The sequence below is a fragment of the Aeromonas sp. FDAARGOS 1408 genome (assembly GCF_019048665.1).
GTDB lineage: Bacteria > Pseudomonadota > Gammaproteobacteria > Enterobacterales > Aeromonadaceae > Aeromonas > Aeromonas dhakensis.
Genome location: NZ_CP077394.1, coordinates 899104 through 921575, shown reverse-complemented (window position 1 = coordinate 921575; position 22472 = coordinate 899104). Strand labels below are relative to the sequence as shown.

The window sequence follows — 22472 nt, the reverse complement described above, 5'->3', positions numbered from 1 at the left end:
CGTCATACCTGTTTCGCCCCATCATCACACCGGCGGATGGAACTGGCTGGCCTCGCGGGTGGCCATCTCCTCGTAGGTGGCCCACTTCTGCCACGCCACTTGTTGCGCCACCTGCATCAGCCGCTCGGCCTCCTCCGGATGGCTCTGGGCCAGCACCCGATAACGGGTCTCCTCCTGCCGGTATTCAGCAAGCGGAATGGAGGGGCGCAGGCTGTCGAGGCTGAAGGGGTTCTGTCCCGCACTGCGCAATACCGGGTTGTAGCGCATCAGCGGCCAGTGGCCGGAGGCCACGGCGCGTTTTTGCTGGGTCAGGCCGAACTCCATGTCGATGCCGTGGGCAATGCAGTGGCTGTAGGCGATGATGAGCGACGGGCCTGGGTAGGCCTCCGCTTCACGCAAGGCTTGCAGCGCCTGCTGAGGATTGGCACCAAAGGCGATGCGGGCAACATAGACGTTGCCGTAGGAGATGGCCTGCAGCGCCACATCCTTCTTGGCCAGCGTCTTGCCCCCCGCCGCGAACTTGGCGACGGCACCGAGCGGGGTCGATTTCGACATCTGGCCGCCAGTGTTGGAGTAGACCTCGGTATCCATCACCAGCACGTTCACATCGCGTCCGGAAGCGAGCACATGATCGAGCCCCGATGAGCCGATGTCATAGGCCCAGCCATCGCCGCCGATGATCCAGACCGAACGACGCACCAGCTGATCGATAAGCGAGAGCAGCTCGCGGGCCTTGCCGGACTTCACCTCTTCCAGCCGCTCGCGCACTTGTGCCACCCGGGTGCGCTGGGCGCGGATCTCCGACTCCAGCCGCTGCGGTGCGCTAATCAGGGTATCGACCAGCTCTGCGCCCAGCTCCCCTTTCATCGCTTTGAGGGCCGCCACCGCCTGACCGTGATGCTGATCGGCAGTGAGGCGAAAACCAAAGCCGAACTCGGCATTGTCCTCGAACAATGAGTTGGACCAGGCCGGCCCCTTCCCTTCACCGTTCTTGGCCCACGGCGTGGTCGGCAGGTTGCCGCCGTAGATGGAGGAGCAACCGGTGGCGTTGGCCACCAGCATGCGGTCACCAAACAGCTGGGTCAGCAGTTTGAGGTAAGGGGTCTCGCCACAGCCGGCGCAGGCGCCGGAGAACTCGAACAGGGGTTCGAGGAACTGGGCACCGCGCACCGTGGAGAAATCCACCCGCTCGCGAGCAGGCCACGGCAGGCTCTCGAACCAGCGCAGCGCCTGTTTCTGGCCAGCCAGATGGGGCGCCTTGTCCATCATGGCGATGGCACGCTCGCCCTCATGGCTCTCATCTTCTCCAGCCCGCACCGGACAGGCCTGCACGCACTGGCCGCAGCCTGTGCAATCCTCCGGATAGAGCTGCAGGGTGTAGCGGCTGTCGGGGAAGCCCCTGGCGGTGACGGGCACCGACTGGGCGGCCTCGGGGGCGGTTGCCAGCCAGTCCTGATGGTAGAACTTGGCCCGCAGCGCCGCGTGGGGGCAGACGAAGACGCAGTTGCCGCACTGGATGCAGATATCGGAGTGCCAGATGGGGATCTCGCGGGCGATATCCCGCTTCTCGAAGCGGCTGGTAGCGGTGGGGTAAGTGCCATCCACCGGCAGCATGGAGACGGGGATCAAATCGCCGCGCCCCGCCAGCATCTCGCCAGTGACGCGCTGGACAAACTCGCTGCCCCCCGGCGCCAGCGGCAAGGGGTAGTCGCTCGCCACCTCCTCACCGGCTGGAATGGCCACCTGATGGAGGTGGGCCAGGGTATCGTCCACCGCCGCGAAGTTGCGCTCGACTACCTCGGGCCCCTTGCGGGCATAGCTCTTCTCGATGCTCTTCTTGATAAGCGCGATCGCCTCGTCCCGCGACAAGATGCCGGCCAGGGCGAAGAAGCAGGTCTGCATGATGGTGTTGATGCGATTGCCCATGCCGTTTTGCTCGGCCACCCGATCGCCGTCGATGCAATAGAGCCGGATATTGAGGGCCCGGATGCGGGCGCGCAGCCGCTCGGGCAGCTCGGCCCAGACCCGGTCGGGCTCATAGGGGGCGTTGATCAGCAGGGTCGCCCCCTCGGCGGCGTGCTCCAGCAAGTCTACCGATTCGACAAAGCCCCACTGGTGACAGCCGATAAAACTCGCCTGTTCGATAAGCCAGGGGGCGTCGATGGGCTCGGGACCAAAGCGCAGGTGGGAGACGGTGCGCGAGCCCGACTTCTTGGAGTCGTAGACGAAGTAGCCCTGAGCGTGGAACCCCTCCAGCTCGCCGATGATCTTGATGCTGTTCTTGTTGGCACCGACCGTGCCGTCGGCGCCGAGGCCGAAGAAGAGCGCCCGCACCCGGCTAGGGGGCTCCAGATCGCCGATGGGGTGCCAGGCCAGACTGAGGCCCGAGACGTCGTCCACTATGCCCACGGTAAAGCGCGGGCGCGGCGCGTCGGAGGAGAGCTCCTCAAACACGGCCGCGCACATGGCGGGGGTGAACTCCTTGGAAGAGAGGCCATAGCGACCGCCGCTCAGCCAGGGCAGGCGCTTGATAAGGCCGCGCTGCAAACCGTCGATCAGCGCGCTCTGCACATCCAGCAGCAGGGGCTCGCCGCCAGCGCCCGGCTCCTTGGTGCGATCCAGCACCGCCATGCGCCGCACGCTCCTGGGCAGGGCATCGAGCAGTGCCTGCACCGGGAAGGGGCGATAGAGGCGCACCACCAGCGCTCCGGTCTTGCGATCCTGCCGGTTGAGCCAATCCACCGTAGTGCGGGCGGTGGCCGCCCCCGAGCCCATCAACACGATGACGTCGGTGGCATCCGGGGCGCCGTGATACTCCACCAGCCGGTAGTGGCGGCCGGTCAGCTCGCCGAGGCTCTCCATGCACTGTTGCACCCGTGCTGGCACCGCCTCGTAGAAGGGGTTGACGCTCTCGCGGGACTGAAAATAGGTGTCCGGGTTCTGGGCGGTGCCGCGCATCATCGGGTGATCCGGGTTGAGGGCCCGGGCGCGGTGGGCGCGCACCCAGTCGTTGTCGATCAGCGCCCGAATTTCATCCTTGTGCAGGGCGACTATCTTGTTCACCTCGTGGGAGGTACGGAACCCGTCGAAGAAGTGGATAAAGGGCACCCGGCACTGCAGGGTGACGCTGTGGGCGACCAAGGCCAGGTCCTGCGCCTCCTGCACCGAGCCGGAGGCGAGCATGGCAAAACCGGTGCTGCGCGCCGCCATCACGTCCTGATGGTCGCCAAAAATCGACAGCCCCTGCGCCGCCAAGGATCGGGCCGCCACATGGAACACCGCCGAGGTCAATTCGCCTGCGATCTTGTACATGTTGGGCAGCATCAGCATCAGCCCCTGGCTGGCGGTGAAAGTGGTGGCGAGCGCCCCCGCCTGCAGGGCGCCGTGCACCGTGCCGGCCGCCCCCCCTTCGCTCTGCATCTCCACGACTGTGGGGATGTTGCCCCACAGGTTGGTCTGCCCCTCCGCGGCCCAGGCGTCGGCCAGTTCGGCCATGGTCGAGCTCGGGGTGATGGGGTAGATGGCACACACTTCGCTCAGCTGATACGCCACCCGGGCCGCGGCTTCGTTGCCGTCGACCATGATCAATTCATGTTTCATTGGGACTCCTCCGGTTGGCGCAACTCGATGGCATGGCAGGGACACTGGTCATGGCAGGCACCGCAACCGGTGCAGAGTTCGGCATCCACCTGATACCCCAGACCCGGCCCCAGCTTGGCGATGGCCTGCTCGGGGCAGCTGCCATAACAGCCGTCGCACTCGAAGCAGTTGCCGCAGGAGTAGCAGCGCGCCGCCTCGTAGCGGGCCGCCGTCTCGTCCAGTCCGCCGATGATCTCGCCAAAGTCGTCCCGCGCCGAGGGCGGTTTGACCGGCTGGCTGCTGGCGGGAGCATGGGTCTGGAACCAGAGCTGCAACTGCTCGGGCCCCACCAGCGGGTAGGAGAGCGGTTTGTGGTAGAGGCGACCACGCAGCCAGGCATCCATATGGCGCGCCGCCTTCTTGCCGTGGCCGGTGGCGATGGTGACGGTGCGCTCGGAGGGCACCATGTCACCGCCGGCAAACAGACCCGGCACATCCGTCATCAGGTTCTCGCCAACCTGCACCACCCCCTCCTTGTTGACCCGCACGCCTGGGATGCTCTCCAGCACGCTCAAGTCCACCTCCTGACCGAGCGCCAGAATGAGGGAGTCCGCTTCGAGGGTTTCAAACTGGCCGGTGGGCACCGGCTTGCCCTCTGTATCCAGCGCCATCACCTCCACTTCGATATTGGTGCTGTCGAGCTGGCGGATGGTGCGCAGCCAGTTGATCTTGATCCCCTCCTCCTCGGCCTCGTCGGCTTCGAAGGCGTGGGCCGGCATATGATCCCGGTCGCGGCGGTAGATGATCATCGCCTCCTCGACACCGAGGCGGCGGGCGGTGCGGGCCGCGTCCATGGCGGTGTTGCCGCCACCGTAGATGGCCACCCGTCGTCCCAGTTTGGGTGGCGGCAAGCCTTTCTCCTCCGCCAGGCTCGCCTGCTCGAGGAAGCTCACCGCATCGAGGATCTTGCCCGCCTCCCGGGCCGGAATGTCGACCCGCTTGGCCAGATGGGCGCCGATAGCCATGAAGACGGCGTCAAAGCCCCCCTCGTCGCGCGCCTTGAGCACGTCTTCCACCTTGTGGTTGAGGGTCAGCGTCACCCCGGCGGCAACGATGCGGGCCACCTCCCTGTCCAGCACCTCGCGGGGCAGGCGGTAGGCGGGAATGCCAAAGCGCAGCATGCCGCCGGCAAGCGGCCCTGCCTCGCGGATCTCCACCTGATGGCCGAGCCGGTTGAGGTGCCAGGCACAAGAGAGGCCGGAGGGGCCGGCACCGATCACCAGCACCCTCTTGCCGCTGGCAGGCGCGGGGGCTGCAGGTTGCCAGCCCCTGGCCAGCGCTTCGTCGCCGAGAAAGCGTTCGATGGCGTGAATGGAGACGGCATCATCCACCTGGGCCCGGTTGCAGGCGCTTTCGCAGGGGTGATAGCAGACCCGCCCGTGGACCGCAGGCAGGGGATTTTCTTCGATGAGAGTCTGCCAGGCCGCCTCGAAGCGGCCCGCTTCAGCCAGGGCAAGCCAGGCCTGGATGTTCTCGCCAGCCGGGCAGGCATGATTGCAGGGTGGCAGGGCCGGCCGCCAAACGGGTAGCCGAGTACGGACCGGGCCTGTTCCCGTTTTCTGGGAAAGATCCGGCTGTGGGGTCATATCCAGTTGTTTGCTCATACATTGCTTTCTTCTTTTTGGGTGACAGGCCCCATCCGAATGCACTTGATACCGTTTAACCGAAGCGGACGGTGGCCGGAGAGGGAAGAAGCGAAAGCGTCAGAAACTGGAAGCTGACTCGATAATGGACTGATTTTTGTACTGAATGACGGATCAGGATCAAAAAATGTTGCACTTTATGAGGTATGGAGTGCACAACGTGACCCGTGTAACATCTTGCCCGTCTGCAGGAACTCCGCTCGGGCTCACGCCTCGCAAGCGACGCAGCACCGTCGGCGACCCCGAGTGAGCGCCATCCCTGCAACCATTGCTGCACGGAACGGGGCTCGCCCGCTTCTCTCCTGCACTGAAACCGCCACCGCACAAGGACCCGGCCATGCCAACACTCGCCAGCATTCATCTCTACCCCATCAAGTCGACGGCAGGCATGCCACTGACCCGCGCCCTGGTCACCGAAGAGGGACTGCAGGGGGATCGCCGCTACATGGTGGTCAAACCGGACGGCAGCTTCATCACGGCACGCACCCATCCCCAGTTGCAGCAGGTGGTGGCCACCCCCATCGAGGGCGGCCTGCAGCTGCGCTATCCGGGCTTCGAGCCGCTCACCCTGCGAGAGACCGAGTTCAGCCGCGCGCCCCGGGCCACTGGCGTCTGGAAAGACAGCTTCAACGCCCTGCACACCCACGCCCAGGCCGATGCGTGGCTGAGCAAGGTGGCGGGGGAGCCGGTGCAGCTGCTCTGGCTCGGTGAAGAGTCCGCCCGCTTTCGGGAGAAGACCGGCACCCGGGTCAGCTTTGCCGACGGTTACCCCCTGCTGCTGATAAGCCAGGCGTCTTTGGAAGATCTCAACCTGAGATCCGACGCGCTGCACCAGATGAGCCAGTTTCGCACCAACCTGGTGGCGAGCGGCACCCTCCCCTTCGAGGAGGACGGCTGGAAGCGGATCCGCATCGGCGAGGTGGAGTTCTTGGTCGCCAAGCCCTGCAGCCGCTGCATCATGACCACGGTGGAGCCGGGCACGGATCGCTTCAATGCCCTGAAAGAGCCGCTGGCCACCCTCACCCGCTACCGGCGCGGCGAGGATGGCGAGGTCTACTTCGGTCAGAACCTGGTGGCCCTCAACGAGGGCTGGATTGAGGCGGGCAGCGAGATCGAGGTGCTGGAGCGCGCCCGCGCCCCTGTCTACCCCAACGCGGCCCCGAAAAAAAGGGAGCTGGTGTGCGTGGCCCGCGAGCCGCTGGCGCGGGATCTGGAGACCTTCTGGTTCGAGGCGGCCGATGGCGAGCCCCTGCCCGACTACCTGCCGGGCCAGCACCTGCCCATCAGCCTGGACATTGGCCTGGGTCTGCGGCGCGAGCGCCTGCTGCGCCGCTATACCCTGAGCTCCACCCCGGAGCAGCCGGAGCGTTACAGCATCAGCGTCAAGAAGGTGGGGGGCGGCCGCATCTCCCACTGGCTGCACCAGCAGTTGCAACCGGGTGACCGTCTGCTGGCCACCAACCCCGCCGGCGAATTTCATCTGGGCCGGGATCGCAATCTCTTGCTGCTCTCGGCCGGCTCGGGGGTCACTCCCATGCTCTCCATTGCCCGCACCTTAGGCTTGCGCGGTGAACTCGGCGACGTGCACTTCATGCACCTGTGCCGCAGCGAGGCGGACATTCCCGCCGCCGCCGAGCTGCACACCCTGGCGCAGCAGGGGATGACCCTCACCCTGATCCTGAGCCAGCCTGATACGCACTGGCAGGGGCTCAAGGGGCGGCTGGACGATGTTCACCTCAAACAGATCAAAGGGTTGCAACAGCGGGAAGTGTTTATCTGCGGTCCCCATGGCTTTATGGCCGATGCAGCCACCAGACTGGCCGCCCTTGGCGTGCCGGCCGGGCGGATCCGTCAGGAGAGCTTTGGCGGCGCCATCCTCTCCCTCTCCCGCCCCCATCAGGCGGTGCAGCTGCGCATCGGCGAGCAGGCGTTTGCCGGCAACAATCAGGGCACCGTGCTGGATCAGGCCCACAAGCAGGGGGTGGAGCTGCCCTGGAGCTGCCGCGCCGGCATCTGCGGCAGCTGCAAGCAGACCCTGGTCTCGGGTGAAGTGGATCACCCGGATGCCCCGGCCATCACCGCCGCCGAGCGGGCCGCGGGCAAGATCCTCACCTGCTGCGCCGTCCCCCTCACCGACATCGTCATCAAATAAGGTGATCGAGACACAATAATACAGCCGGCCGGGAGCATGCTCCCGACCGCGCTTTTCCCCTCCTTTGCCTTCGCGCCTCCTTTCTCGCACCTTTTCGCCGACCCGCCGCAGCCTTGGCGAAGAGCGCTCCTATACTCACTGCAACAACAATAAAACCCCACAGAAGTACCGGCCTTCGCCGCGTGACAAAGGGGGTTATCGGTGAGAATAAGGACGCTCAAACCATGGAACAGAACAGACCCGCCTTTCAGCTCAATCTGCTGCTCTCAGTCATCACCCTGATCCTGCTGTCGCTGGTGTTTTTCGCCTACAGCTGGTCGGGAAAACAGATGGAACAGAGCTATCAGCAACGTTACCAATCCTATCTGCTGGCCGATGAACTGCGGCAATCCTCCGACGATCTGACCCGCCTCGGCCGCACCTACGTGATCACCAAGGATCCCGCCTACGAACAGCAGTACATGCGGATCCTGGCCATTCGCAACGGGGAACAGAACCGGCCGCAGGGCTACAACCGCATCTATTGGGACTTCGTCGCCGCCAACGGCCAGAACCCGCGCCCGGACAGCCAGGTGCGCCGCGGCCTCATCGATCTGATGAAGGATGCCGGCTTCACCGAGGGCGAGCTGGCCAAGCTCAACGAAGCCAAGAACAACTCGGATGCCCTGGTCAACACCGAGGTGGCCGCCTTCAAGCTGGTGCAGCAGACCGATGGCGATCTGGCCGCCAACCAGCAGAAGGCCATCGCCATGATGCATGACAAGGCCTATCACCAGAACAAGGGACGCATCATGTCCCCCATCGACGACTTCTACGTCATGATGGAGACCCGCACCCAGCAGGCGGTGGATGACGCCACCAGCCAGTCCGCCATGCTGCGCTACCTGTTCATCGCGCTCGGCCTGGTGTTGATGTTCTTCCTCTGGCGCACCTACAAGGCGCTGATCGATCTGGTCGGCACCTCGGTCGATCAACTCAGAAGCGATCTCAACCACCTGGCCGAGGGGGACTTCTCCCAGCCGATCAAGGTGCCTGCCGGTGCCAAGGAGAGCCTGATCGGCCTGCTCGCCACCATGCAAAGCACCCTCAAGGGGATCATCGCCCAGGTCTCCCACTCGAGCGAAGAGCTCTCAGGCTCGGCCGACAGCATCGCCCAGATAGCGGAGCAGACCGCCCAGTTCGCCACCTCCCAGCAGACCAGTACCCAGACCATGGCGGCCGCCATCGAGGAGCTGGTGGTGAGCATCAGCCACCTCTCGGACAACGCCACCCACGCCGACGAGCTCAGCAAGATCTCCGCCAACACCCTGGAAGAGGGCTCCGGGGTCATCAAGCAGACCCTCGACAGCATCCAGAGCATCTCGGACACCGTCTCCAACGCCGCCAGCAGCATCGCGGACCTAAACAGCCACACCCAGCAGATCTCGGAGATCATCGAGGTGATCCGCGGCATCGCCGATCAGACCAACCTGCTGGCCCTCAACGCCGCCATCGAGGCGGCCCGGGCCGGCGAGCAGGGACGCGGCTTTGCGGTGGTGGCCGACGAGGTGCGCAACCTCGCCAGCCGCTCGGCTGCCTCCACCCAGCAGATCACCGGCATGATCGGTAAAATTCAAAGTGGAGCGGACGCCTCCATCCGCAGCATGGAGAACACGGTCAACAACGTCTCCCGCGGGGTGAGCCTGGCCAGCCAGACCGGCGCGGCCATCGCCAGCATCCAGGATCACGCCTCCAACCTGACCGGCCTGATGGGGGAGATCAGCCACACCCTGCGCGAGCAGTCCACCGCCGCCAACGAGGTGGTCTCCACCGTCGGCAACATCACCTCCCTCTCCGAGCAGTCGGGGGATGCCGCCCGCCACGTCTCGCAGGAGGCGGCCAAGCTCAAGCAGCTGTCACGGCTGCTGCGCCAGGAGATGGCCCACTTCAAGCTGTAGCGCAAAGCGCACAAAGCAAAACGGCTGCCCGAGGGCAGCCGTTTTCATTGGCGCTTTCGCTTAACCGCGCAGGGCGGCGATGCGCTGCTCGATGGGCGGGTGGCTCATGAACAGCTCGCTCATGGAGCGCTTGCCGTTGATGCCGAACGCCATCATGGAGCCTTCCAGCTGCGGCTCGGCACCGCGGGAGAGGCGTTCGAGGGCGGCGATCATCTTGTCGCGGCCAGCCAGTTTGGCAGCGCCGGCGTCGGCGCGGAATTCGCGCTGACGGCTGAACCACATGACGATGATGGAGGCCAGCACGCCGAACACCATCTCCAGCACGAACACGGTGATCATGTAGGCAAAACCGCCGGTGCTGCTGCTCTCTTCCTCGTTGTTGGAGCTGAAGAAGTTGCTGATGACGCCGGCCACGATACGGGCGAAGAACATTACGAAGGTGTTCACCACCCCCTGGATCAGGGTCAGGGTCACCATGTCGCCGTTGGCCACGTGGCTCACCTCGTGGGCCAGCACTGCTTCCGCCTCGTCACGACTCATGCTGTAGAGCAGACCGGACGACACGGCGACGAGCGAGTCGTCACGGCGGGCGCCGGTGGCGAAGGCGTTCATCTCGGGGGAGTCGTAGATCCCCACTTCCGGCATCTTGATGCCCGCTTCACGGGCCTGACGGGCCACGGTACTCACCAGCCAGTGCTCGGTCTCGTTACGGGGTTGCTCGATGACCTGGACGCCATAGCTGCGCTTGGCCATCCACTTGGACATCAGCAAGGAGATAAAGGAACCCCCAAAACCGAACACGGCACAGAACACCAACAGACCGGAAATGCTGGACTTGTTGATCCCCAGAACCGAGAACAGGATATTGAGTACCACCCCCAGCACCAGCATGACGGCCAGGTTGGTCACCAGGAATAGCATAATTCGCTTCATATTGACTCCTTGTGAGATATGGATGCGTGGCCCGTCACCAGTTCGCTGCCGGCCGGGCCACACCTGTCACGCATAATAGACAGTTTCTATGAATGTTCGCTGAATGTCGGATTCAGAGCAGGGGCGAAATGTCGAGTCGCCCGCGCAGATCAGCCTCGAGCGGATTGTTTACAAAGGGTATTTCACCCAAAAACGGGGCCGGCAGCAAGCCCCGCAGGGTGTCCAGATTCTCCTGATAGTGGCTCATGGAGCCGTGCAGCCGGTTGATGACCCAGCCCGCCACCGGCAAGTTGTTGTTGCGAATGGCGGCGAAGGTGAGCAGGGCATGGTTGAGACAGCCCAGTTTGGCCCCCACCACCATGATCACCGGCATGTTCTCCTGCTTGACCCAGTCCGACAGCAGGTGCTTGCGATCGAGTGGCAGGAACCAGCCCCCCGCCCCCTCTACCACCACCAGCTCGGCCCCCGCCTGTTCAATCTGGCGCAGCCCGTCCGACAACCCCTTCAGGGTGATGGCGTCGCGCGCTTCGCTGGCGGCGATATGGGGCGCGATGGGCGGCTCGTAGGCGTAGGGGTTGACCAGATCGTAGGGCAGCGGCAGGCTCGCCGCCTCCTGCAACAGCACCGCATCCAGATTGCGCAGTCCCTCCGGGGTGCGGGCACAGCCGGCGGAAACGGGCTTGTAACCGGCGCAGCGGATGCCGTGCGCGGCGAACTCCAGCAGCAGGGTGCGGGCGACCAGCGTCTTGCCCACATCGGTATCGGTGCCGGTGACGAAGAAGGATTTGACCATGATGACTCCTCAATACGGTGCGGGTGCCCAGGCTCGATACGGCGGGGCACCCGCAGCTCAATTCTCTCGGCCTAGATCGCCGGTTAACGGCGGATCAGCTGGCCGAGGCAAACCTGATAACTGGCGGCCAGCAGACCGTCCGGCTGACGATGGGCCTCATAGGCCTGGCTCAGACGCAACAAGCGCTGACGGCTGCCAAGGCCGGTATGGCGATCGTCATTGACCTGGCTGGCGCCGATCCCCTTGAGATCGCGCAGCAAGCCGTTGAGCTCGGGGTAGCCGAGCGACCAGGTCAGGCTCTCCAACGTCGGGGCGGCAAAACCGCCGGCGGCGATGGCATGCTGCAATTGTGGCAGGCTGAGGAAGCGATTGACATGATCACACTCGTCAACCGTGCGCCAGGCCTCACGCAGTTGCCAGAGCGACTCGGCCAAGAGGGTCGAGAACAGCAGCCGACCGCCGGGTTTGAGCACCCGGTGCAGCTCGGCAAAGGCCTGGGCCGGCCGCTCGCACCACTGCAAGGCCAGGCTGGAGAAGACCCAGTCAAACGTCTCGTCGGCAAAGGGCAATTGCTCGGCATCGCCGCACAGCAGGCGGGCGCCGCTGCCACGCAGGGCCGCCTGGGCCAGCATGCCGGGGGCGAGATCCAGCCCGGTCAGCTCGCTGCAACGCCCGGCCAGAGCCGGCAGAAAGAAACCGGTGCCGCAGCCGAGATCCAGCCCGCTCACCGTCAGCTCAAGGCCAACCTGCCTGTCCGGCATGCGCTCCAGCAGCGCCAGCCCCACCTCCTGCTGGAAGCGGGCGTGGGCGTCGTAGTGACGGGCGGCCGCGCCGAAACGGCGGGCAAGCTGGGCCTTGTCGACCGCCTGAAAACGCTCATGCAGCATGGGCGCCTCCTCTCTCGTCGGTGGCCTGGCAGGGACCGAGGGCATCGAGCAGCCGATCCACGTCCTCAGCGCGGTGAGCCGCGCTCAGGGTGATGCGAAGGCGCGCCGTGCCGACCGGTACAGTGGGCGGGCGGATGGCACTCACCCAGACGCCGCGCCCCCGCAACCGCTCGGCCAGTTGCAGGGCAGCACTGCTTTCCCCCACCAGCAGCGGCTGGATGGGGGTATTGCTGGCACCCAGCTGCCAGCCCAGCGCCTGCGCCCCTTGTCGGAAACGGGTGATGAGTTCACCAAGCTGGGCGCGGGCCTCGTCAGCAGCACGCACCAGCGCGATGCTCTGGCGCACGGCGCAGGCCTGGGCCGCCGGCATATGGGTGCTGTAGACGTAGTGGCGGGCGAAGTTGACCAGATACGCCACCAGCTCGCGACTGCCGCCCACAAAGGCGCCGGCCACCCCGAGCGCCTTGCCAAAGGTGCCCATCTGGATGTGCACGCTAGCCGGGTTCACCCCCTGGGCCGCCAGGGTGCCGCGCCCTTGCGGCCCCAGCACGCCGAGGCCGTGGGCATCGTCGATCATCAGCCAGTTGCCGCTCCGGGCGGCCAGTTGGCTAAGCTCGCGCCAGGGGCCCTGATCCCCGTCCATGCTGAACACCCCCTCCGAGACGATGAGCCCCCGGTTTGGCTCAAGCTGCCGCTCAAGGGCCGCCATGTCGTTGTGGCCGAAGCGCTTCATCTTGCAGGGCAGCTGACTACCCATCTCCTGCAGGGAGGCGTGGTTGAGCCTGTCCTGCCACAGTAGATGTTCCTTGCCGAGCAAGGCTTTCAGCACCGCCTGATTGGCCGAGAAGCCGCAGTTGAACAGCAGCACCGCCTCCAGCCCGAGCCACTCGGCCAGCGTCTCTTCCAGCTGTTGGTGGGCCCGGCTGTAACCGGTCACCAGCGGCGAGGCGCCGGCGCCCGCACCATAGCGGTCAATCCCCTCCTGGAAGGCGCTTTTGATGGCGGGGTGATCGGCCAGCCCCAGATAGTCGTTGGCGGAAAAGTTGAGGTAATCGCCCCCCCCAACCTTGAGGCGCCCGCCACTCGCCCCGTCGGTGGCGACGCGACTGCGCAGCAGGCCCGCCTGCTCGCGCTCGGCCAGCGCTGCGCTCAACCCGAAGGGGCCCGTGACTGCGGGGCCCGTCATGACCGCGCGGCCCCGGCACGGGGGCGGGTGGCGTCATAAAACATCTCGGTGGGCTCGCTCTGGCGGCTCACCTCGGCCAACAATTCCTCTTCTTGAACCTGATCCGGCTTCTGGGCCCGCTGGGCGGGGCGAATGCCGAGGCGCTTGAACAGCTGCATGTCGCTGTTCTCGTCCGGATTGGGGGTGGTCAGCAGCTTGCAGCCGTAGAAGATGGAGTTGGCCCCCGCCATAAAGCACATGGCCTGCATCTGCTCGTTCATCTTCTCCCGCCCGGCGGAGAGGCGTACGTGGGAGGCCGGCATCATGATGCGTGCCACGGCGATGGTGCGGATAAATTCGAACGGGTCCAGGTTCTCCTGGTTCTCCAGCGGCGTTCCCTTCACCTTGACCAGCATGTTGATGGGCACGCTCTCCGGGTGGCGCGGCAGGTTGGCCAGCACCATCAAGAGGCCCGCCCGATCCTTCGCCTGCTCGCCCATGCCGACGATGCCGCCGGAGCAGACCTTCATGCCAGCGCCGCGCACATGCTCCAGGGTATCGAGCCGGTCCTGATAGGTGCGGGTGGTGATGATGTCGCCGTAGAACTCCGGCGAGGTGTCGAGGTTGTGGTTGTAGTAGTCAAGGCCGGCGGCGCCGAGGCGCGCCGCCTGATCGGCGGTGAGCATCCCAAGCGTCATGCAGGTCTCCATGCCGAGCCCGCGCACCTCCTCGATCATCCGCAGGATATAGGGCATGTCCTTCTCTTTGGGGTTGCGCCAGGCCGCCCCCATGCAGAAGCGGGACGAGCCGTTGGCCTTGGCTTCGCGGGCCCGCTCCAGCACCTTCTCCACCTCCATCAGCCGCTCGGCCTCAAGGCCGGTGTGATAACGGGCGCTCTGGGGACAGTACTTGCAATCCTCCGGGCAGGCACCGGTCTTGATGGAGAGCAGGGTGCTCACCTGCACCTCGTTCGGATCGAAATGGGTACGGTGCACAGTCTGGGCCTGGAACAGCAGATCGTTGAATGGCAGGGCAAACAGGGCCTGAACCTCGGCGAGGGTCCAGTCGTGACGAAGGGCGTGACCGCCCGCGGTGAGAGCATTCATACATGGCTTCCGGTTGTTATTGGTGGGATCCTGCGCCGCCTTGCTTGCAAGACCTCTTTGCAAAAGGTCCTTGCAAGAGAGAAGCGCAAAACCCGCCACCTGGCCCGGGCGAACAGAGATGCGCGCAGGGCCAAGTGGCTGAAATTGTTGGCTAGTGTAGAGAGCGCGCGTAGACTGTCAACACCGACCAGATCAAACTAATTGACAACAGAACAACAAATGACCAACCAAGAATTCGATTTGCACCATGTGTGGCACCCCTATACCTCTCTCACCCATCCCCTGCCCTGCTATGAAGTGGCCAGTGCCAAGGGGGTGACCCTCACCCTCAACGATGGCCGCGAGCTGGTGGATGGCATGAGCTCCTGGTGGGCCTGTGTGCACGGCTATCAGGTGCCGGAACTGGACGCGGCCGCCACCGCCCAGCTCGGCAAGATGTCCCACGTGATGTTTGGCGGCCTGACCCATGCCCCGGCGGTGGAGCTCTGTCGCAAGCTGGTGGAGATCACCCCGGCTGGGCTGGATCGGGTGTTTCTGGCGGATTCAGGCTCGGTGGCGGTGGAGGTAGCGCTCAAGATGGCCCAGCAGTACTGGCACGCCAAGGGGACGCCTCGCGCCAAGTTCGTTGCCCTGCGCGGTGGCTATCACGGCGACACCTTCGGCGCCATGAGCGTGTGCGACCCGGATGGCGGCATGCACGAGCTCTACCAGGGCTTCCTGCCCGAGCACCATTTCGTGGAAGCCCCCAGCTGCCGTTTCCACGCCGAGTGGGACGAGCGTTGCGTGGTGGAGCTGGCCACCCTGATGGCGGACCATCACGAGGAGATCGCCGCCATCGTGCTCGAACCCATAGTCCAGGGCGCCGGTGGCATGCGCTTCTATCACCCCCGCTACCTGCAGTGGGTGCGCGCCCTGTGCGACGAGTTCGGCGTGCTCTTGATTGCCGACGAGATAGCCACCGGCTTTGGCCGCACCGGCCAGCTGTTTGCCTGCGACTGGGCCGGCATCAGCCCCGACATCATGTGTCTGGGCAAGGCGCTCACCGGCGGCTATCTGACGCTGTCGGCCACGCTCACTACCGAGCATGTGGCTCGCACCGTGTGTGATGGGAAGGCTGGCGTCTTCATGCATGGGCCGACCTTTATGGGCAATCCGCTGGCCTGCGCCGTGGCCAACGCCTCCATCGAACTGCTGCTGGCCTCGCCTTGGGCTGAGCGGGTGCGCGCCATCGAGCATCAGCTGCGCACCGAGCTGGTGGAACTGACCCTGCATCCGGCGGTGGCCGACGTGCGGGTGCTCGGCGCCATCGGGGTGGTGGAGATGAAGGAGCGGGTGGACGTGGCGCGTATCCAGCGCAAGTTTGTGGAGCTCGGGGCCTGGATCCGCCCGTTTGGCAAGCTCATCTACCTGATGCCCCCCTTCGTCATCGGCCCGGCACAGTTGACCGTGCTGACCGGCGCCATCACCGCCGCCATCCACAGCGGCGAGTTCTGAGCCAACAGCGCAGACCCTGCCTGTCAGGCAGGGTCTTTTGAATCTTTTTCATCAGAATGTGAGCAAGACACCAGACCCGGGCAGCCAAGACGCGTAGACTGCGCGGGTTTTACCCAACAGATGTACCGTTCCCATGCGCCTCTCCATTGCTGCCAAAATCAACTTCTTCCTGCTGTTCATCTTCTCCATGGTGCTGGTGTTTTCCGCGGCCTATCAGGCGGTGCGCGAGCGCGATCTCATCCTGACCCTCATCAAGGAGCAGAGCCGCGAGCAGACCGAAGCCTATTTCGATGGCCTCAACATGCTGATGCTGACCGGCAAGATGGAAGCCCGCGATACCCTGCGCGACAAGTTCCTCGAGCACGCTCACGTGGAGGATGCCCGCATCGTGCGCAGCGAGGCGGTGAGCAAGCAGTACGGGGCAGGCCGCGAGCACGAACAGTCCAAGGACAGGTTCGACGAGCTGGCACTGGCGGGTAAAGGGAGCCTGGAGGTGGTACACGACGGCATGCACAGCAAGCTGGTGGTGACCCGCCCACTGCTGGCCAAGAAGGATTTTCGCGGCACCGATTGCACCAGCTGCCACCAGGTGCCGGAGAATACCGTGCTGGGAGCGGTGCGCTTTGATTACTCCCTCGACACCCTGTTTACCCGGGTCGAGCAGAACATTCTCACCTCGGCCCTGAGCCTCACCGTCATCTTCGGGCTGGGGCTGCTGCTCACCCTCTGGGTCATCCGTACTTGGATCGTCCGCCCCCTCAACCAGCTGACCCGCTCCATGGAGGAGGCCACCGATCTGCACGACTTCGGCCACCGGCTGGAAGGGGATGAGGGGGACGAGATTGGTCGGGTGGCGCTCGCCTACAACCAGATGCTCGACAGCGTGGAACGCCAGCTCGGCAAGCGCTCCGCTGGCGAGCAGCCGCGGGCGGGGCAAGCGCCCTCCAGCCGCGACCCCTCCGGGCCGGCAGACTAGCCCAGGTAGTAGAACAGCAGGCTGGCGACGAGGATCAGCAGCAAGATAGCCAGGTGCACCCGCCCCGTGTCCTCCCGCCGCCGGCAGCGCCAACGCTCTGCCAGCAGCACCGCCAGGGTCAGCAGGCAGCATCCCCAGAGCCCGTGCAGCAGCCAGGGGGTGAGCTGGGGATCCCAGCTCTGGCGCACCTTGATCCCGCCATAGACCAGAAAACCGTAGGCCACCTCTGGCCGGGCGAAGTGGTAGAGGGAGAGCAGCACGATAAAGCCGCCCCAGCAGAGGATCACCAGCCCCCGCAACACCCGTGTCAGCCCGTCCGGCCCCCGTCGCCGCTCTTTCACGTCCATCCCCCGTTCCGCTGGCCCGCCAATGAAGCGATTGGCGCCGAAATCCCCCCCAGAGTCCGACATTTTTGCTTGTTTATCAAACCTGCGCGGGTAAGATGAACGGCTTAGTCTGCCATGGTGGGCCATCTGTGCCCGGGCCAGACCCCTAGTGTTGCAAATAGCGCTGCAAGAACAAGCTGGAGACAATATTTCGATGACGCACGCATCCGTAGTAGATGTGCTGGCCGGTAAGTATTCGGTCGGCACCACCCTGACAGTGAAAGGGTGGATCCGGACCCGCCGTGATTCCAAGGCGGGGATCTCATTTTTGGCCGTTTCCGATGGCTCCTGTTTCCATCCGGTACAGGCCGTCGTCCCCAATACCCTGGCCAATTACGAGAATGAAGTGCAGCGTCTGACCACAGCTTGCTCCGTCGAAGTGACCGGCACCGTGGTCGAGTCCCAGGGCAGCGGCCAGGCGTTCGAACTGCAGGCCACCGAGGTCAAGGTGGTGGGCTGGGTCGAAGATCCGGACACCTACCCCATGTCCGCCAAGCGCCACAGCATCGAGTACCTGCGCGAGCAGGGCCACCTGCGTGCCCGCACCAACATCGTCGGCGCCGTGACCCGAGTGCGCAACTGCCTCTCCCAGGCCATTCACCGCTTCTTCCACGAACAGGGCTACCTCTGGATCGCGGCCCCGCTCATCACCGCCTCCGACACCGAAGGGGCCGGCGAGATGTTCCGCGTCTCCACCCTGGATCTGGAAAACCTGCCGCGCACCCCGCAAGGCAAGGTGGACTACGACAAGGACTTCTTCGGCAAGGAGACCTTCCTGACCGTATCCGGCCAGCTGAACGTCGAGACCTACGCCTGCGCCCTGTCCAAGGTCTACACCTTCGGGCCGACCTTCCGCGCCGAAAACTCCAACACCAGCCGCCACCTGGCCGAGTTCTGGATGGTGGAGCCGGAAGTGGCCTTCGCCGATCTGGAAGACAACGCCGCGCTGGCCGAAGCCATGCTGAAGTACGTCTTCAACGCCGTGCTGAGCGAGCGCCGCGACGATCTGGAGTTCTTCGCCCAGCACGTGGACAAGGACGCCATCGGCCGTCTGGAGCGTTTCGTTGCCTCCGATTTCGCCCAGATTGACTACACAGACGCCATCGAAGTGCTGAAGAACTGCGGCAAGAGCTTCGAGTTCCCGGTCTCCTGGGGTATCGATCTCTCTTCCGAGCACGAGCGTTACCTGGCCGAAGAGCACTTCAAGTCACCGGTAGTAGTGAAGAACTACCCGAAAGACATCAAGGCCTTCTACATGCGCCTCAACGACGATGGCAAGACCGTTGCCGCCATGGACGTACTGGCCCCGGGCATCGGCGAGATCATCGGCGGCTCCCAGCGTGAAGAGCGTCTCGAGGTGCTGGATGCCCGTCTGGCCGAGATGGGCCTGAACAAGGAAGACTACTGGTGGTACCGCGACCTGCGCCGCTACGGCACCGTGCCGCACTCCGGTTTCGGTCTGGGCTTCGAGCGTCTGGTGGTCTACGTGACCGGCATGGGCAACGTGCGCGACGTGATCCCCTTCCCGCGTACCCCACGCACCGCCGAGTTCTGATTACGGGACTTTGCCGACAAAGCCGACCTCAGGGTCGGCTTTTTGTTGCCCGCCCCCCTGCCACCGGCTTGCCTTGGCCACAATTAATCACTTTTTTTGCAACAAACCACTCCCCTCGCCTTTTTATCCTGCTACCCTGCCCGCCTTCAAGCTCCATACGATGCCGCCTGTTACCCCTAAAATAACAAAAGGGTTAATACGTGGTTTTTATGGCGTTAAATCAAAAAGCGATGAGTTATTGAAGTACCTCAAATTTTTGCCCCCTTGTGGCAGGCAGAATAACCACTAACCCTTTAGGGCTAAATAAAAAACAGACAATCCCGGTCCATGCGCCCAACACAGCACTTACATGGATTAAATAACGCGAGGTAATGGAATGATCTTGATGGAGTTTTTGGTGGTACTCGGCTGCTTGCTGCTGGGTACCCGGTTTGGCGGCATGGGGCTGGGTCTCATCAGCGGCATCGGTCTGTTCCTGCTGACCTTCGTGTTCGGTCTGGTACCGGGCGAACCGCCGGTGCAGGTGATGCTGACCATACTGGCGGTGATCGGTTGTGCCGCCACCCTGCAGACCGCCGGCGGTCTCAACCTGATGATGCAGGTGGCCGAGCGTCTGCTGCGCCGTCACCCCCAATACATCACCATACTGGCCCCGCTCACCACCTGGACCCTCACCTTCCTGTGCGGTACCGGCCACGTGGTCTACACCATGTTCCCCATCATCGCCGACATCGCGCTGCAGAAGAACATCCGTCCCGAACGCCCGATGGCGGTGGCCTCCGTCGCCTCCCAGATGGCCATCTGCGCCTCGCCGGTATCGGTGGCCGTGGTCTCCATGGTCTCCATTCTGGCGGCCGGTCACGGCATCGGTCAGGCCTACGGTCTGCTCGACATCCTGATGATCGCCATCCCCTCCTCCCTGACCGGCGTCATCGTCGCGGCCCTCTGGAGCCTGCGCCGCGGCAAGGATCTGGACAAGGACGAGGAGTTCCAGGCCAAGATCCAGGATCCGGAGCAGCGCGCCTTTATCTACGGCGGCGGTGAAACCCTGCTCAATACCAAGTTCCCGAAAGAGGCCTACTGGTCTACCTGGATCTTCTTCGCCGCCATCGCTGCCGTGGTACTGCTGGGGGCCAACGAAGGTCTGCGTCCGGTTTTCACCATCAAGGACAAAACCGGCCCGCTCTCCATGAACCTGGTGATCCAGATGATGATGCTGATCGCCGGCGCCATCATACTGATGCGCTGCAAGGTCAAGCCGGGCGAGATCGCCAACGGCGCCGTCTTCAAGGCGGGCATGGTCGCCATCTTCTCCGTGTTCGGGGTCGCCTGGATGAGCGAAACCTTCTTCCAGGCACACATGCCGCTGCTCAAAGAGACCCTGGCCCACGTGGTACAGGCCCAGCCCTGGACCTACGCCCTGGTGCTGTTCCTCATCTCCAAGCTGGTAAACAGCCAGGCCGCGGCGCTGACCGCCATCGCCCCCATGGGGCTGGCGCTGGGGGTCGAACCCAAGCTGCTGATCGCCTTCCTGCCGGCGAGCTACGGCTACTTCGTGCTGCCAACCTACCCAAGCGATCTGGCCTGCATCGGTTTCGACCGTTCCGGCACCACCCGCATCGGCAAGTTCATCATCAACCACAGCTTCATCATTCCGGGGCTGATCGGGGTGGTGACCTCCTGCTCGCTGGGCTTTATCCTGACCAGCATCCTGCTCTGACGGAATCGCACCGCGCAATCCGTTCCACAGGCCCCCGCTCGGGGGCCTGTGCTTTTCACCCACCTTCCCGCTTTGCCAACCGCCCGCACTCTGGGTAGCATGACCCCTCTTTTTCTTGCGGAATCTCCCCCATGTCTCGCGTCATCGTGCTCTGGAGCGGCGGCAAGGATGCCATGCAGGCGCTCTGCCATGCCCGCGAAGCGGGTCATCAGGTAGTGGCACTGGCGACCTTTGCCCCCCCTTCACCCCGCTTTCTCGCCCATCCCCTGTCGCAAGTGCGTCGACAGGCGGCGGCCCTCGGACTGCCCCATCGGCTGGTCACCATAGAAGCGCCGTTCGATCTCGGTTATGAGCGGGCGCTGACCAAGCTCAAGGATGAGTGGCAACTGGATGGGGTCGTCACCGGCGATATCGACAGCGTGGCCGGCGCGCCGAACTGGATCCGCGAGCGTTGCCGCCCGCTTGGCCTCACCGTCCACACCCCGCTCTGGCAGCAACCCCGCGAGGCGCTGCTGGCGGATCTGCTGGCTCGCGGCATCGTCGCCCACCTCTCCTGCGTCGATACCGATGTGCTGACCCCCGAGTGGGTGGGGCGGGTGCTGGACCAGGGAGCCCTCGACGAGCTGCAGCAGCTGGCTTCAGCCCGGGGCTTCGATGCCTGCGGCGAGCAGGGTGAGTACCACACCATGGTGACCGACGGCCCGGGCTTTGCGGCGCCGCTGGTGCTGGGGCGCTGGCAGGTCGCCCGTCAGGAGCATCTTGCCTATCTGCTGGAGAGTGAGGAGTAGCGCGCAGATCCGTTCGACCGGTCTGCACCGGCACAACAGATAAAAAACGGGAGGCGATGGCCTCCCGTTTTGCTCTTCATGCTGCCTATCTGGCCAGCTTACCCAACACCCGCTGCAACAGGCGAATGCGCGGCTCGATGCTCTCCAGCAGCAGGAACTCCGCCTCCGAGTGGAAGCCGCCCCCCATGGGGCCGAAGCCATCCAGCGACGGCACCCCGGCCGCAGCGGTGAAGTTGGCATCCGAGCCACCACCGGCCTCCAGCCAGTTGAAGGAGATCCCCTCCTCTTTCGCTGCCGCCTCCACCAGCGCCATCAACGCCTCGGTGTCACCGCATGGGCGCATCGCCGGCTTGAAGCTCTGACGATCCACCTCGACCCGGCAACCGGCGAGGAAGGGGTTGTTGGCCATGAAGGTGAGCCGCTCGTGCACCGCCGCCGCTTCGTCATTGCTCCAGAAGCGCAGATCCACGATCGCCTCGGCAAAGTCCGGCACCACGTTGACGCCGGTGCCCCCCTGCACCACCCCCACGTTCATGGTGGTGCCGGTGTCGAGGTTGACCTGCTGGTTGATGGCGAGCACCCAATGAGCGAGCTCTGTGATGGCGGAGATCCCCTCACTCAGCGCCGAGCCGGCGTGGGAGGCCTTGCCGTGGAAGGCAATGCGGTACTTGGCATTGCCCTTGCGGGCGCTGATGAGATCCCCGTTCGGGCGGGCCGCCTCGGCCACCAGCACGCAGCCGCTCTGTCTGGCCTTCTCCACCAGCCACTCTTTGGACCAGGGGGAGCCTATCTCCTCGTCACAGTTGCAGCAGACCAGCACCTTGAGCTTGGCCAGCACGGCCGGGTCCATCCCTTTGAGGGCATACCAGGTGGAGAGCAGGCCGCTCTTCATGTCCGACACGCCAGGGCCAAAGGCCTGATTGCCTTCCACTTTCAGCGGGCGCTTGGCCGCCGTGCCCTCGGGGAAGACGGTGTCCATGTGGCCCACCAGCATCACGTCGTAATGGCTGGCGCCGGGGGCATTGGTTGCCTCGAGGCAGGGGCCGCACTCGGCGGCAAACTGGTGGCGAGTCACCTGCCAGCCGATGGCCTCATATTTCTCGGTCATGATGTCGGCCACCGTCGCCACCCCGGCCGGGGTGCGGGTGCCGCAATCGAGGTTGATGAGGGGGGCCAGATCCGCCAGGTAGGCGTCCAGAGAAAAAGCGTTGCGAGAGTCTGTCATTGTCATCTCCTGGGACGGGAGGGCACGCCTCCCGTCCGACAGCCGAGTGAAAGGGGCGAACGACCCGTGCCGT

The 22472-nt window shown here is 64.5% G+C and carries 16 protein-coding genes; 7 read left to right on the top strand and 9 right to left on the bottom strand.

What is annotated here, in order from left to right:
• Positions 1–24: 24 nt before the first annotated feature.
• Complete coding sequence (gene nifJ, locus I6L38_RS04465) at positions 25–3600, bottom strand: pyruvate:ferredoxin (flavodoxin) oxidoreductase (RefSeq protein ID WP_024942862.1); 3576 nt, start codon at positions 3598–3600, stop codon at positions 25–27.
• Positions 3597–5243 (bottom strand): NAD(P)-binding protein, encoded by a 1647-nt coding sequence (locus I6L38_RS04460; protein WP_024942863.1) that lies wholly within the window; start codon positions 5241–5243, stop codon positions 3597–3599. The genes nifJ and I6L38_RS04460 overlap by 4 nt, the downstream gene beginning before the upstream one ends.
• A gap of 376 nt (positions 5244–5619) precedes the next feature.
• Between I6L38_RS04460 and I6L38_RS04455 the strand changes: the two genes are divergently transcribed.
• Positions 5620–7434, top strand: a complete 1815-nt coding sequence (locus I6L38_RS04455; RefSeq protein ID WP_024942864.1) for an MOSC N-terminal beta barrel domain-containing protein — start codon at positions 5620–5622, stop codon at positions 7432–7434.
• A gap of 224 nt (positions 7435–7658) precedes the next feature.
• Positions 7659–9371, top strand: coding sequence for a methyl-accepting chemotaxis protein (locus I6L38_RS04450; RefSeq protein WP_017766177.1), 1713 nt, complete (start codon positions 7659–7661; stop codon positions 9369–9371).
• A gap of 60 nt (positions 9372–9431) precedes the next feature.
• On the opposite strand, the gene htpX is transcribed toward I6L38_RS04450, so the two are convergent.
• From htpX to bioB, 5 genes are all read right to left on the bottom strand, one after another.
• A complete protein-coding gene (gene htpX, locus I6L38_RS04445) occupies positions 9432–10304 on the bottom strand; it encodes a protease HtpX (protein WP_010634511.1) in 873 nt (290 codons plus the stop codon).
• Positions 10305–10416: 112 nt separating this feature from the next.
• Complete coding sequence (gene bioD / locus I6L38_RS04440) at positions 10417–11097, bottom strand: dethiobiotin synthase (protein WP_005299037.1); 681 nt, start codon at positions 11095–11097, stop codon at positions 10417–10419.
• A gap of 83 nt (positions 11098–11180) precedes the next feature.
• Positions 11181–11984, bottom strand: a complete 804-nt coding sequence (gene bioC / locus I6L38_RS04435; protein WP_024942865.1) for a malonyl-ACP O-methyltransferase BioC — start codon at positions 11982–11984, stop codon at positions 11181–11183.
• Positions 11974–13170: an 8-amino-7-oxononanoate synthase gene (gene bioF / locus I6L38_RS04430; protein WP_216989210.1), complete on the bottom strand. Its 1197-nt coding sequence runs from the start codon at positions 13168–13170 to the stop codon at positions 11974–11976. The genes bioC and bioF overlap by 11 nt, the downstream gene beginning before the upstream one ends.
• Positions 13167–14255 (bottom strand): biotin synthase BioB, encoded by a 1089-nt coding sequence (bioB, locus tag I6L38_RS04425; protein WP_216989209.1) that lies wholly within the window; start codon positions 14253–14255, stop codon positions 13167–13169. The genes bioF and bioB overlap by 4 nt, the downstream gene beginning before the upstream one ends.
• A gap of 219 nt (positions 14256–14474) precedes the next feature.
• On the opposite strand from bioB, the gene bioA reads away from it, so the two are divergent.
• On the top strand, positions 14475–15749 hold the full coding sequence (bioA, locus tag I6L38_RS04420; RefSeq protein ID WP_054545229.1) for an adenosylmethionine--8-amino-7-oxononanoate transaminase: 1275 nt from the start codon (positions 14475–14477) through the stop codon (positions 15747–15749).
• Positions 15750–15882: 133 nt separating this feature from the next.
• Positions 15883–16725: a HAMP domain-containing protein gene (locus I6L38_RS04415; protein ID WP_017783430.1), complete on the top strand. Its 843-nt coding sequence runs from the start codon at positions 15883–15885 to the stop codon at positions 16723–16725.
• On the opposite strand, the gene I6L38_RS04410 is transcribed toward I6L38_RS04415, so the two are convergent.
• Entirely contained in the window at positions 16722–17072 is a 351-nt protein-coding gene (locus I6L38_RS04410) for a hypothetical protein (protein ID WP_010634517.1), read from the bottom strand. The two genes, I6L38_RS04415 and I6L38_RS04410, sit on opposite strands and share 4 nt — an antisense overlap.
• Before the next feature lie 193 nt (positions 17073–17265).
• Here I6L38_RS04410 and asnS point away from each other — a divergent pair, with 193 nt between their 5' ends.
• The 3 genes from asnS to I6L38_RS04395 all read left to right on the top strand — a co-directional run bounded on the left by asnS (position 17266) and on the right by I6L38_RS04395 (position 21174).
• Complete coding sequence (gene asnS / locus I6L38_RS04405; protein WP_005299016.1) at positions 17266–18666, top strand: asparagine--tRNA ligase; 1401 nt, start codon at positions 17266–17268, stop codon at positions 18664–18666.
• Between the two features lie 376 nt (positions 18667–19042).
• The gene (locus I6L38_RS04400; RefSeq protein ID WP_005299013.1) at positions 19043–20386 is read left to right on the top strand and encodes an anaerobic C4-dicarboxylate transporter; all 1344 of its coding nucleotides are present in this window, start codon (positions 19043–19045) and stop codon (positions 20384–20386) included.
• 131 nt (positions 20387–20517) lie between these two features.
• Positions 20518–21174 carry an adenine nucleotide alpha hydrolase gene (locus I6L38_RS04395; RefSeq protein WP_216989208.1) on the top strand — a complete coding sequence of 219 codons (657 nt, stop codon included), beginning with the start codon at positions 20518–20520 and terminating at the stop codon, positions 21172–21174.
• A gap of 85 nt (positions 21175–21259) precedes the next feature.
• Here the strand turns inward: I6L38_RS04395 and I6L38_RS04390 are convergent, their stop codons facing one another.
• Entirely contained in the window at positions 21260–22399 is a 1140-nt protein-coding gene (locus I6L38_RS04390; RefSeq protein WP_216989207.1) for a M20 family metallopeptidase, read from the bottom strand.
• Between the last annotated feature and the right edge of the window lie 73 nt (positions 22400–22472).

Bases quoted from the DNA above. Each gene is read 5' to 3' on its own strand.
- bioD (WP_005299037.1), bottom strand. From the start codon at position 11,097: ATGGTCAAATCCTTCTTCGTCACCGGCACCGATACCGATGTGGGCAAG.
- htpX (WP_010634511.1), bottom strand. From the start codon at position 10,304: ATGAAGCGAATTATGCTATTCCTGGTGACCAACCTGGCCGTCATGCTG.
- bioA (WP_054545229.1), top strand. From the start codon at position 14,475: ATGACCAACCAAGAATTCGATTTGCACCATGTGTGGCACCCCTATACC.
- bioB (WP_216989209.1), bottom strand. From the start codon at position 14,255: ATGAATGCTCTCACCGCGGGCGGTCACGCCCTTCGTCACGACTGGACC.
- I6L38_RS04450 (WP_017766177.1), top strand. From the start codon at position 7,659: ATGGAACAGAACAGACCCGCCTTTCAGCTCAATCTGCTGCTCTCAGTC.
- bioC (WP_024942865.1), bottom strand. From the start codon at position 11,984: ATGCTGCATGAGCGTTTTCAGGCGGTCGACAAGGCCCAGCTTGCCCGC.
- I6L38_RS04400 (WP_005299013.1), top strand. From the start codon at position 19,043: ATGATCTTGATGGAGTTTTTGGTGGTACTCGGCTGCTTGCTGCTGGGT.
- I6L38_RS04410 (WP_010634517.1), bottom strand. From the start codon at position 17,072: ATGGACGTGAAAGAGCGGCGACGGGGGCCGGACGGGCTGACACGGGTG.
- I6L38_RS04390 (WP_216989207.1), bottom strand. From the start codon at position 22,399: ATGACAGACTCTCGCAACGCTTTTTCTCTGGACGCCTACCTGGCGGAT.
- I6L38_RS04455 (WP_024942864.1), top strand. From the start codon at position 5,620: ATGCCAACACTCGCCAGCATTCATCTCTACCCCATCAAGTCGACGGCA.
- asnS (WP_005299016.1), top strand. From the start codon at position 17,266: ATGACGCACGCATCCGTAGTAGATGTGCTGGCCGGTAAGTATTCGGTC.
- I6L38_RS04460 (WP_024942863.1), bottom strand. From the start codon at position 5,243: ATGAGCAAACAACTGGATATGACCCCACAGCCGGATCTTTCCCAGAAA.
- I6L38_RS04395 (WP_216989208.1), top strand. From the start codon at position 20,518: ATGTCTCGCGTCATCGTGCTCTGGAGCGGCGGCAAGGATGCCATGCAG.
- nifJ (WP_024942862.1), bottom strand. From the start codon at position 3,600: ATGAAACATGAATTGATCATGGTCGACGGCAACGAAGCCGCGGCCCGG.
- bioF (WP_216989210.1), bottom strand. From the start codon at position 13,170: ATGACGGGCCCCGCAGTCACGGGCCCCTTCGGGTTGAGCGCAGCGCTG.
- I6L38_RS04415 (WP_017783430.1), top strand. From the start codon at position 15,883: ATGCGCCTCTCCATTGCTGCCAAAATCAACTTCTTCCTGCTGTTCATC.